Genomic DNA, 12,525 nt, shown 5'->3' with positions numbered 1-12,525 from the left:
GATATTATATCGAGCTCATTCTATTTATATTAGAGTTTTATCTTTTCCCTATTGTAGTACAGAATGCAGTCTTATGTCTCTTTTGAGTTTTCCCAAGATTGATTTTAATAATTAGTCTGCTGATTTTAATGGTTCCGACAAATTCTTTATTTTCTTCTTTTCCAATATTTAAAAGCGACCTAATTTTTTGATATATGTTATATATTGATCCGCTCCAAATTCTGTTACATGATTCGTATCAAACATATACGGCATATGTTTTTTTGCATCATTCTTAATTATAGTCTTTAGTCCGTAGACATTAATGTATTTCTGTGAAGGAATGAAGGACATCAAAAATTTATTCATTTCTGCAGCATTATTATCTAAATATTTTTCAGGATAGATATCACTACTAACCAGCCCCCCTAAGACAATCTTATTATAACTTAAAGTATAAGTTTCAATTTGCCCAATAAAATTGTAATCCAATTTATAATGATCAAACAGATCCATCATCTTTATCAACTCTTCTTTGATCTCCTCATTACTATAATTCATTTTTTTATAATCTTTCATTAACCAATGAACAGAAATAAAAATTTTATCTATTTTATTATAATGCTGGGGTATAAACTTTTTATAAAAATAAGATAACAGTTTGACAGAAGGTTCATCTCCTCTAGCATTTATAAAAGGAAATGCAAATCCCGCAGAAAGTTCTAATAAATGTTGATTATGAGTCAGCTGTTTACGGAATGATCTGGAAAATTGTGCAGAATGACTATCACCTATTAGTAAGATATTACTTTTTGAATTGTCAATTGCTAAACATTTATCTTGATTATAAGTAGTATAATTTGATCCCTGTGTTAAAAAACAGTTGCAAGAATTGAACTGATTAAATTGATCATATTCAAAATAAGCTTTATATGAAGGATCAAATAATCTGATATTCTCAACTATATTATTATTTGGGAATTTAAATAGAAATACAGATAAGGCGAGTACAAATGAAGAAATAAAGACTACTCCCTTGATATTAACAGATTTATTTTTTTCAACAATATAATAAGTTAATGTTGCTAATAGAATAGACAATATCATAGGAACAATAACCCAAACGGTTTCTGTCAGAGCAAAATATTTAAAAATGACATACAAGGGCCAATGCCATAAGTATAACGAATACGAAATATTACCAAGAAATTGTAAAATTGGATTTTTAAACCAAGAAATCTTACCGTTAAGGGAAATAATCAAAAAAGTTGCTACAGTTGGAATTATGGAATAAACGGAAGGCCAAATATATGATTCATCTAACAAAATGATAGAAGCAAACAAAATTACAAGCGATAGATTAACAATTATATTTGAATACCTATTTAGTTTAGATTGTATGATGGGTGCATAAAGGAATGCTAACCCACCTAATAACATTTCCCAAGCACGTGTTGGAATCATATAAAAACTAAAAGAATTATAGGAATATGTCAATACACAACATAGAATACATGATAAAAATGTGAAGCCAATAAAAATCCAGCGGAAACAATCGAATTTATGTAGGTATAAAGGTTTTAATAAAAGTAAAAAAACAGGATATAACATATAGAATTGCCATTCTACAGATAAAGACCAACTATGTATGAAAATATTATTTTGTGCTCCTGCATCAAAATAATTCTGATATAACCAGTAAAAAATATTGGATAAAAAAGTTATACTTTGTGCGACATATTTTGCATTTTGGCTTAGAGTTTTTCCAAAAAATAAAAAAGATGATATAAGCAAGATAAATGTTCCTACTAACAATAACGGAGGTACAATTCTCACTATTCGTTTCTGGATAAACTTTAGATATGAAAAATTATCATTTTGAAAACCTTTCAGAATAATATTGGTCATTAAATAGCCTGAAATTACAAAGAAAATATCTACCCCAGCAAAGCCCCCATTGAAAAATGGAACTTTAAAGTGATATAAAAATACTGCAATCACGGCAAAAGCACGTAATGCGCCGATATCCCATCTGAAACTCATAATTTAGTCTTTATTTAAAACTCGCAATATTACAAAAAATAAATTATAGTTTAATGATTTGTTCTATGGGGAATTTAATTCTTTTTTTATATTTAAAGATTTATGAGCATTTATCTTTCTTAAAATAAAGAATGATCTAAAAAAAAATTAAAAATCATAATATCATTTTAACTGTTACTAAAAAGGCACTCCAAAACTAGAGTATCCTTTTTATATAGATTACTTTTTCTTTTTACCACATTTTGCACAATACCATACTGGGTAGATGCCATCCTCACTCCTAGCCTCCCATCGATGTTTACAAGTCAATAGACGATAAACTAAAAAAGCACCAACTCCAATTATTATAAAGACCAAAAGGCCCCATTCCATATTCGACATATTATTCGTTCTTTATAAATCTAATCTCACATAAACAACGATAAAATGCAATGTTTTATTTTCTTAATCAACTAAAAAAATAGCTACCTAATTGTGTAATAATAACTCTTTCTCTTGTCCTTAATCTATTTTAAAAAAGTGCTCTGCAAGCTAAGCACTTTTCTTTATTTTCGGTTCTTTACACTTTCTAAGACTTTACTCCCTCCAAAACTAACGCATAAGAAAAAAAGGATTTCTTTTTTCTTCTTTTTCAGTAATATCGACTATTGGACATTGAAAAACTCATATGAGTTTTCGTAAGCAAGATAGAAACTTATAAAAATTAGAATGATTTGATGCAAAAGACAAAGCAAACAATGCTACACTTACAGAAGTTATGCATCAAGAGGGATACATCGTATACTTTTTTTACAAACGAATAGTTATTTATTCCCCACATTGAATCATTTTTCAACTACTTCTAGCATTTGACCACAAAATGTTACTATTTGATTAATAATAGTAGGCATTCCCATTAACGTAAAGCAAATCTTTGGAAACTACTCCACGTCCAGCCTATATTACTACTCGTTCAGGACAAACTCATCATTATTTATAATCACATGAAGCCCTACAAGATGAGAAACATCAGCAAACGCTTTCTTGTATTATAAAAAGAGTGCATTAACTTTTTCCTTTATTTCGACCCACCTCCAAAGCTTTGACGTGATTTCTCAATTTATATATGATTTGTTAACTGCTGTAATCTGCCTTTTTTATTTAAACTACAGCAAAATCATTATTACCAATATTTCCAATACACTGAAAAAGAGAACAATATATTTTACACAATAAACGCACAACCATGTAGACGTACAACTACTTTATGTAGCATGTTTTCTACAAAAAATTATATAATTAAGCGTAACTATAATAACAACAAGCATTTATGAAACATATTTAATATTTTCGCAAATCGGTTTTGTTAACCTTATTTAAAACTGCTTAACTATACAATATTTAAATATGAATAAAAATAATAATAATCTCTCCAGAGGATATGTCGCTCCTAAAGTAGAGATTTTGTTCTTGGAGATGGAACACAGCCTGGCAACAGGGTCTGGCACCGTTACATTTGTTGGCCCTGCAGCCACAGAAAATACACCTCAGGTAGATGCTTGGGTATTCGATGGTACGAATTCAGGGGGAGATGTTTTCGATTGGTAAGATCTACATATCTTTATCATTTTACCCAATTTTTATATATTAATTTTTGAATTATAAGTTATGGAACTGTTAATTGTTCGACGAATAAAAAATATACTCTTAGGACTTCTATTTATAGGAGCCTTAATTACTAACCAAAGTTGCTCAAAAGATGAACAAGATTTGGGATCTGCCGGTGTTTCGGAGATGTCCTTTGTCGTAGATTCAGAGATAGGCTTTGATGGAGGAAGTGCAAATACCACGCAATCTACCTCAAATATGAATACATCCAGTTTAAAAACTGTCCTTGCAAAACAAATATTCGATAGCAAAGACAATATGATGTATCAAGTTTCACAGCAAGAGCTGGTTACTAATAATTTAAAAGCCACCGTCTCTGCTTCAAATAGTAATGCATCTGAAAATTCTTCAGCACTCAAAGCTGTGGCTCCTGTCTACCCAAATAATTATGCTCCTGCTGGCTTTCCATCAGGAAGAGCGATGACAAAAGATGTTACGTTTCGTGTTTTGATCTACGATGCAAACGGAAATTACGTGAATGCCATTGACGGTGTTGTTGGAAGTGCTACTTTACCAAAACTCGTGATTGATCAAGGGAAGTCGTATACCTGGTATGCCTATTCTTATTATTCGACAGATCCACTACCAGCTATACCTGTTAGTGAACGCAACAATCCAAAACTTGCTGTTGAAAATGAAGACTTTCTCTTTGCTACAGGTAATTTTACTGCAGCTCAGGGAACGGGTATTGTGGATAATAAAGTGACCGTAAAGTTTAAGCACACAATGGCAATGATTGAATTGACCACATATACTACAGGATTTAATGCTAAAGCTGACCTGACGAAATTTGTGGGAACAGGTGCCAGCAGACCTTTTATCCAAACGCAGGCAAATATGTTGCAAGGTGGTAAATTTAGTCTAAAAACTGGCGCTTTCGATCCAGCTTCCACCTATACAATCAATACAGCTGTTGATGTCAATCGTCGCGATAACTATGCTTTCAGCACAAGTTATAATAATACCTCTTATCATGGTTTTCTGTTTACAGTGCCTGGCGCGGACAATGATGTGATTAGTAATTTTAAATTCAATATTTCAAATTTTTTAACATTGGATTATTCTGCTACTCCAAAAGTAATGAACAAAAATGATTTCACCTTTACAGTCAGTAAAGGAAAAGGTAAATTTACGCGTTTTAGTGTTATGCCTATTGATGCTGGAATTGTGGTTCCATTGACGGGTTCAGCAGTTGGTACTGGTCCCACCAATTGGGCTCGAGGAGATCTATATTATGACGACACTGCATTTGGATTTTTGGCTGCTGAAGGATTTACAAGATATCAGCATAGACCGAAATTGGCCAGTACTTATATGTATCCGAGTACCTATAAGCCCAATGGCGTAACAACCCCAATAACTACGGCGAATTATGGTGCTACTTATTACATTCCTAATTACAAACAACCGGTTGGTTCTGGATCAACATCATTAGGGAATCCTTGTACCGATATTATGCCAAATTTGACGTGGCCAGATCAACCAACAGGAACCAGCACCACGCTAAATTCTACTTGGGTACGAGCAACGGTTCAGAATGCGATGAGCTTAGCAAACCTTATTAATACTTTTCCATCTCGTGTATCGTATAATTTCAACGCTGCGACAAAATCTATAGTGGTAAACGTTGTTCCAAATGGCGGTACAGTAACGGACGACTGGTCTCAGGTGCTTACTTTTGAATTAAAAGGATATGCGCAGCCGATTAACGCAACAGTGAATAATAATTATGCTATGGTAGCGGCAAGTATACCTTATACTACTTCTAGTACGGTAACAGGATACGGTTATTTTTGGTTAGATATAGGAGGTTCTTATACCAACCCAAGTGGTCAAACTGTTCCAAGTGTAAACTATTATTTAAAACTAGCACTAGATAATACAGGTAAAGTTACCGCTTCTGTACATACAGATTATCAAGGAACTCCACAAAGTGGTATTCAAGCTTTTGAGGCTGGTATCACGACTCGTACAGCTATGCCGATTCGCTGTGTACGTTCTAGACTATATGGTAGTTAATATTATCCTTGGATAGAAGTTATATATTTTAATTGTTGAATAGCAATAGTGAAATAAAATGGGAGCCTAAGTAGCTCCCATTTTTTGGTTGGAATTAACGGACTGCCCTACTTCTTGAGGTGAGCAAAGCTGACAAGCCTATATACAAAGGGAGTATGTGTAAATACACATACTCCCTTTGTATGATCCTATTTGAAAATTGTTACCAATTTGGATTTTGTTCCAATTTTGGATTTTTGGCAATTTCAGTCGTTGGTAATGGCCAAAGATAGTCTTTACTTGGATCAAACTTTCGCAAGGAGGCATTCTGCAAAATGATATAGTTTTTATCATTTACTGGAGTCTTGGAAGCATCCCATTTTTGCCCAGGATCTGTTAAATATTCGCTAAACAAATAGCTCCCCAGTAAAGTCTTCGGCAATTCGATTTCAGCGGTTTTCCAGCGAATCAGATCCCAATACGCTAATCCTTCAAAAGATAGTTCTACTTTACGTTCTCTTCTGATTTCATTTCGCATATTCAACCCATTGGCATTAACAAATGCATTCGTTAATTTAGCCATCGATACAAAATTAGGATTTGCATCTGTACCGATATTGATCTGCGGTAATCTATTTCTTAACGCATTGATCGTCTTATCCAAATCTGCGTCGGAGATGTTTTCATTCAATTCGAAAACAGCCTCCGCATAATTCAATAAAACTTCAGCATAACGGAGTACCGGACGGTCTATATAAGATGCTTGTAAATTCCAAAAATTCTTATTGGCGTATTTACGTATGCCATACCCACTTCTTTGTTGTGACGCATTCGGAATAGTATAATTACTACTTGAAATAAACTCATCTCCTCTTTTAAATAAAGTAAAACTCATCCGCGGATCTTTCTTATTAAAATACTGGGCATGCGTCATCGATTTATCAGGTGCTTGATACAAGGGTGATTTATCAATAGGAAGACCATCAGCCATCAAATAATAATCGACAAAGTTCTGTGTAGGAACGATCGAATTTCCTTCATAATAACGTTGAACAGGGGTTGAAATCACACTATTTTCTCTACTGATTCCATAAACTTTTGCGATGATATTCTCTTTATTAGCTCGACCATCACCTGCTTCTTGAAAAAGATTGAAATAAGCATCATTCATTATATTTCCATTCGTACCCGTTGTTTGTTGGGTAAACAATGTATGTACTCCCGAATTGATAACCGCCTCAGCTGCTTCTTTAGCCATTGTCAGATGTTTTTTATAATTTCCATACTGATGAAATTTCTCACGGGTACCCTCAAATAATGCCACACGCGATTTAAAAGCTAAGGCTCCTGTTTTTGATATACGGCCATACTCTTTAGCGGTATTCAATTCGTCTGCCGTACGTAAAACACTCGCTGCGTAATCAATATCATCAAAAATTAATTGTAGTACTTCATCACGACTCGCCCGTGGTAAATAAACATCTGGATCGTTAACTTCCATTGTTTTCGTAATCAACGGTACACCGCCAAATCGCTTCAACATTTCAAAATAATACATCGCTCTAAAGAATCGAGCTTCTCCAACATACCAATTCACCTGAGTGACATCTCCTCCCTTGTCAAGTATCTGTTGTGATTTTTCAATCAATTTATTTGCTTGATATATCTTGTAATAATCATAATCATCACTAGTTGCTGGTGTCACTCGAGATCCATCACTAATACTATTACCTGTTGTATTGGGGTAGGCATCTGCAGACCAATTGTCCATGGAAACTTCACTAGAGGTCAATCCTGGTAAAGTGCTGTAAAAATAATTTGCGGCCATACGGAGATCTGTTACCGTATTCCAAAAATTGGCATCACTCATCGATGTTTCTGGAATCTCATCTATTTTACAAGAAACAATCGAACTAAATGACATCGATACCAATAATATATATATAAATCTTTTCTTCATGATTATACTTATTTAAAAATCAATATTTAAACCAAATGAAATAGAGGTCGTAAATGGATATGGATTTGAGATTGTTCTGGTACTATCATACTTATCCGTTGTTTTCATTTCGGGGTCGATGACACCTTTGAATACACCCATATTAGAAAAGGTTAGCAAATCTTCACCTGAAGCATATAATCTTAACCTAGAAAATGGTAGTTTTGGCATCTTCTCTTTTGTTAAAGAGTAACCAATCTGAATATTTTTCAATCGTGCATATGCTCCGTTCAAGAACCATTTGTCTGAATTTTGAAAATTTTGATTTCCCTCCAAATAAGGCCTTGGAAACGCGGCATTAGGATTCTCTGGAGTCCAATAATCTGCATGAAAACTTACCGGAAGATAATATGAATATAACTGTGGTTGAATCAATTCATTGCTTGGTTTAAATTTACGTTTTCCAATTCCTTGGATAAACATGCTAAAATCAAAATTCTTGTAACCTAAATTGACATTGAAACCATATTGATATCTCGGATTGATATCTCCCAAATATACAAGATCTCCCTTATTACCTATCCTGTTTTCTCCCGCACTAATCACACCATCACCATCTGTATCTATATAACGAATATCGCCTAATCCTGGTACTCCGGTTTTGTTTAACAGTTTAGCATAACTAGGTGCATTTTTCAAATCGTCTTCATTTTGAAAGTAACCATCTGTTTTATAAGCCCAAATCGAATTTAAAGCATATCCCTCAACTTTATCATTTACCCCGGAGTAAACAATATCATTCGCTCCCCCATACTTAACAAGTCTATTTTGATTGTCAGCTAAATTAAAGGATACTCCGTATGTAAAATCTGTTCCAATTTTATCATTGTAGGCCAAAGCAGCTTCCCATCCCCAAGTTTTCAACTTTCCTTCATTGGATTTTGGAACTCGGATACCAAGTGTCTCAGGTAAACTCACTTCAACCAACATATTTTTATTATACTTGTTGTAATAGTCGAATGATCCTTTTAATTTGCGGTTTAACAAACTAAAATCTAATCCAAAATTTTGAGTTTCAACAGTTTCCCAAGACAATCCTTTGGCAAGTAACATATCTTGATAGAGATATGTCTGTCTTGCGTCTCCTAAAACGACATCTGTTTTTGTCAGCAATTGCGCAATATAATCATAGTAGCCGATTCCTTGTTTGGATCCCACTTTACCCCAAGAAATGCGTGGTTTCAATTCATTGACCACATTCGAAATACCATCAAACCAAGTTTCTTTTGACATGTTCCAACCAGCAGAAAATGAAGGGAAAACTTTTACACGATCACCTGCAGATAAACGGGAACTCTCATCACTTCGTACTGTTGCTTCAAAAAGATATTTTTCTTTGTAATTGTAATTAAAACGTCCAAAATAAGACTGCATTTTTTCTCTAGCTGCATATTGATTGTTGGATTTATTAACCGGATCTGAAGTAAAATTCAAACTTGGGTTATCATTCACATAGAGATTTTTCGTACTCGCTGTGATATACTGATAATCGTAGGAATAAAACTGATATCCCCCCATGACATGAAAGTTATGATCTGAAGCAAGCTTAAAATCATAATCTACTATCGCTTGATAATTTTGAGATAGTGTTTTATAATCTGTGATCGAATAGTTATTTGGATTATTCAACTGACTGGCTGTATTAAGAGTCGGACCAGAATAATACGTCACCGTTCTTCTAAAGTTTCTATTTTGATTGGTAATATCTTCACGACTATACATCAATTTCGCACTCAATCCTTTCACAAAGTTGTTAATCGTTGCTGTTGCTGTATTAAAATACGTATTGCTACGATCACGATTAAATCCACCATCTTTTAATAAAGCATAACCAAAGGCAGAAGAAGTTCCGCTTCTGTAATACGTCCCATCTTCATTGTAGATTGGAAAGCGCATACGGGATGAGAAAAACTGTCTCAAAATCCCGTTACCTCCTCCATCTATTCCATAACCTCCATCTTGTGGATTGTCCGTCGCTTGATTAATAAAAGTACTACCAAAATCTAATTTTAGGTATTTATTAACTTGAGCAGATAAGTTTATACGCGCATTCCAACGTTCAAAATGATCTTCTCCTACCTTGAACATTCCTTGCTGTGTCATATTTCCTAAGGATGCCAAGTAGGTGATGTTATCGCTACCTCCAGAAAATTGCAGATTATGATTATACAGGTTATATGTTTTCTTTACCACCTGATCGATTAGGCTCTCTTGATTGTACGTTCTCCATTGTCCATTGGAACCCAATACGAATGTTGGTCCATTGACAGCATAATTTAGATCTTCATCGTTGTATTCAGGTGCAATTCCTGCATTTGCCCGAGCGACATTCACGTACTTCATCTCATCAATCAAGGACATTCTTTCAGGTATATTCGCGGGTCGTTGCCAAGCCATATTACTTATCAGGGAGATCCGAGATTTTCCTTTTTCACCTTTTTTAGTCGTTACCAATAATACACCACCTGCAGACTGTGCTCCATAGATTGCCGTTGCGCCACCATCTTTCAGCACGCTAATACTCTCGATATCATTTGGGTTTAATGCGGTGAAAGTACCTTCTGAACTAATCACTCCATCGATTACAATCAAAGGGGATACACTACCATTAGCAGAAGTAGCACCACGTACCTGAATATCTAACCCCTGTGCACCAGGTCTACCTGACTGTCTAGAAATAACCAATCCAGGAGCTGCACCTTGTAACATATTGACAACTGTTGGAGCAGGTCGATTCTGTAATGTTTTTGCATCAATCTGTGAGACGGCACTGGTCAGATTGGTCTTCTTTTGGTTACCATATCCCACGACAACAACTTCATCCAACATGTCTTCGGTCGCTCTCAGCGTAATTGTGCTCGCGTTGGAAGCGGATAATTCCTGCGTGATATAGCCAATCGAACTAATCACCAAAATTGAATTTGGGGATGTTACATGGAGGATATATTTTCCATCTGCATCTGTTGAGGTAGAATTTTTTCCTCCTTTTTCTTTTACCGTCACTCCACTTATTGCCTTGCCTTCTGCATCTGTAATTTTACCAGAAATGGTTTGTTGCGCTTGCCTATCCGCGAACACAATAACCTTATTTTTAGCATTATACAGCGGATGAGCAACTGCTGGATTTAGAAAAATAAAGGAAACGGGAGTTAAAAATGCTAGCTGACAGTATAATCGTGACCAGCTCTTTTGTTTCAAGTAATTGATTTTACCCATATCGTAATTATTAGGTTTTGAAAGTATAATTCGTTAGTATGAACTAGGGCAAGTTTAAAGAAAAAAAAAGCAGATGATCTATTTTGAAATACGCACAATCGATTGCACGGAATACGAAAACGATGTAGAATTTTTGTTAATATTTTATTAAGAATTATAATCATGCATAATTAATTGCATAACAATAAACGATCAGTATTTATTTGTTTTTCTTTGATTATCTTTATTCTCACCGATAAAATCTCATCATTTACCGAAATTGCAGCTTGGTTGACCTAATTGCTATCAATCTGTCTCTAGATTCGTGCTACATTTGGACTATACAAAACATAACAAATAAACATCATGGCAACTAAAACAACATTTAACATCGATAGCAAATCAATTACTTCTGTTTTTGAAAAAGCTTTTAAAACAATTCAGGATTCTAAATTGAAGGTGGGAACTCCGTCAGGAAAAGTGTATATACATATTTCTTTAATCCTTGCAATCATCATTGCTGTTATCTTTCCTGTAGCGCTGATCTTACTTCTTGTATCAACTTTATTTTCTAGCATCAACATCGCTATTGAAAAAGAGATGCCTGAGACAAGTATGAAAACTCAAATGATTGAATTGAATAAATAATTTTCGATTGTACTGCTGACATATATAAAATCTAAACTGTTAGTTTCGGCAGCTATATTGGAGGATAAATTTTCACTATATAAAAAACACCACGCTCCGCTTGACGAGAAACGTGGTGTTTTCTTACCATTTGTTTTCATAAAAACTTATGCGAGTGCTTCTTTTACAACTTGCGATAATGTTGTGGTAGGGTGACCAATCAGCTTCGAAAGGATATAGCTATTATCATACAGATCGCCTTTGGACGCACCGATATCAAAACTTGCAAAAGCTGTAGCCAATCCTTCTGGTAAACCGACTGTTTTTAATGCAATAGCATATTCAGATTCTGATAAATTATTGTAGGGAATGATCTTGCCAGCTTGTTTAGAAATTTCTGCTGCCAAATCTGCCAGTGTATAAGACTCGTCACCAGCAAGTTCGTATACTTTACCTTCTTGCTCTGGACTAGTCAATACAATTGCTGCCGCCTCAGCATAATCTACGCGTGCTGCAGAAGAAATTTTTCCTTCTCCTGCGCTGCCAATCAGTGCTCCTCCGGCTAATGCTCCAGGTATGGATGCGGTATAGTTTTCTGTATACCAGCCATTGCGCAAGATGGTGTAGGCAAGTCCAGATGCTTTTAATACAGCTTCAGTAGCAAGATGCTCATCTGCTAAGATCAAAGAAGAAGTGTCTGCATGAAGTAAGCTTGTATACACGATCCATTGCACTCCTGCTACTTTGGCAGCACGAATGACATTTTCATGTTGGACTTTACGTTGTCCAATCTCATTGCCCGAAATCAATAATAAATGATCAATACCTTCTAATGATTTGGTTAAAGTCTCTGGTTGGTCATAATCAAACATCCGAGATTCTATTCCTAAATCTGCTGCTTTTTGTGGATTACGAACCAAGGCAACTAAACTGTCTGCTACCCCTCTTTCTCTTAATTTTTCTACAACTAAACGTCCTAGATGTCCAGTTGTTCCTGTAATTCCTATTTTCATAAATCTATACTGTAATAAAATTTG

The 12,525-nt window shown here is 34.7% G+C and carries 7 protein-coding genes; 3 read left to right on the top strand and 4 right to left on the bottom strand.

From position 1 onward, the window contains the following. Positions 1–168: 168 nt before the first annotated feature. On the bottom strand, positions 169–2,022 hold the full coding sequence (locus LZQ00_RS17215; RefSeq protein WP_234510491.1) for an acyltransferase family protein: 1,854 nt from the start codon (positions 2,020–2,022) through the stop codon (positions 169–171). Positions 2,023–3,408: 1,386 nt separating this feature from the next. On the opposite strand from LZQ00_RS17215, the gene LZQ00_RS17210 reads away from it, so the two are divergent. Both LZQ00_RS17210 and LZQ00_RS17205 read left to right on the top strand, forming a co-directional pair. Beyond that, positions 3,409–3,609, top strand: a complete 201-nt coding sequence (locus tag LZQ00_RS17210) for a hypothetical protein (protein ID WP_234510490.1) — start codon at positions 3,409–3,411, stop codon at positions 3,607–3,609. A 60-nt stretch (positions 3,610–3,669) separates the two neighbouring features. Next, positions 3,670–5,688, top strand: coding sequence for a hypothetical protein (locus LZQ00_RS17205; RefSeq protein WP_234510489.1), 2,019 nt, complete (start codon positions 3,670–3,672; stop codon positions 5,686–5,688). Positions 5,689–5,890: 202 nt separating this feature from the next. Here the strand turns inward: LZQ00_RS17205 and LZQ00_RS17200 are convergent, their stop codons facing one another. Then, the gene (locus tag LZQ00_RS17200; protein ID WP_234510488.1) at positions 5,891–7,627 is read right to left on the bottom strand and encodes a RagB/SusD family nutrient uptake outer membrane protein; all 1,737 of its coding nucleotides are present in this window, start codon (positions 7,625–7,627) and stop codon (positions 5,891–5,893) included. A 12-nt stretch (positions 7,628–7,639) separates the two neighbouring features. After that, positions 7,640–10,882: a SusC/RagA family TonB-linked outer membrane protein gene (locus tag LZQ00_RS17195; RefSeq protein ID WP_234510487.1), complete on the bottom strand. Its 3,243-nt coding sequence runs from the start codon at positions 10,880–10,882 to the stop codon at positions 7,640–7,642. 345 nt (positions 10,883–11,227) lie between these two features. On the opposite strand from LZQ00_RS17195, the gene LZQ00_RS17190 reads away from it, so the two are divergent. Continuing rightward, positions 11,228–11,509 carry a hypothetical protein gene (locus tag LZQ00_RS17190; RefSeq protein ID WP_234510486.1) on the top strand — a complete coding sequence of 94 codons (282 nt, stop codon included), beginning with the start codon at positions 11,228–11,230 and terminating at the stop codon, positions 11,507–11,509. Between the two features lie 146 nt (positions 11,510–11,655). Here the strand turns inward: LZQ00_RS17190 and LZQ00_RS17185 are convergent, their stop codons facing one another. Continuing rightward, positions 11,656–12,501 (bottom strand): SDR family oxidoreductase, encoded by an 846-nt coding sequence (locus LZQ00_RS17185; RefSeq protein WP_234510485.1) that lies wholly within the window; start codon positions 12,499–12,501, stop codon positions 11,656–11,658. Positions 12,502–12,525 lie beyond the last annotated feature (24 nt).

This window comes from Sphingobacterium sp. SRCM116780, from assembly GCF_021442025.1.
Taxonomy (GTDB): Bacteria; Bacteroidota; Bacteroidia; order Sphingobacteriales; family Sphingobacteriaceae; genus Sphingobacterium.
This window is presented reverse-complemented; position numbering and strand designations above follow the sequence as displayed.

Excerpts from the sequence above, each read along its gene's own strand:
- LZQ00_RS17190 (WP_234510486.1), top strand. The coding sequence starts at position 11,228 with ATGGCAACTAAAACAACATTTAACATCGATAGCAAATCAATTACTTCT.
- LZQ00_RS17205 (WP_234510489.1), top strand. The coding sequence starts at position 3,670 with ATGGAACTGTTAATTGTTCGACGAATAAAAAATATACTCTTAGGACTT.
- LZQ00_RS17210 (WP_234510490.1), top strand. The coding sequence starts at position 3,409 with ATGAATAAAAATAATAATAATCTCTCCAGAGGATATGTCGCTCCTAAA.
- LZQ00_RS17195 (WP_234510487.1), bottom strand. The coding sequence starts at position 10,882 with ATGGGTAAAATCAATTACTTGAAACAAAAGAGCTGGTCACGATTATAC.
- LZQ00_RS17185 (WP_234510485.1), bottom strand. The coding sequence starts at position 12,501 with ATGAAAATAGGAATTACAGGAACAACTGGACATCTAGGACGTTTAGTT.
- LZQ00_RS17200 (WP_234510488.1), bottom strand. The coding sequence starts at position 7,627 with ATGAAGAAAAGATTTATATATATATTATTGGTATCGATGTCATTTAGT.
- LZQ00_RS17215 (WP_234510491.1), bottom strand. The coding sequence starts at position 2,022 with ATGAGTTTCAGATGGGATATCGGCGCATTACGTGCTTTTGCCGTGATT.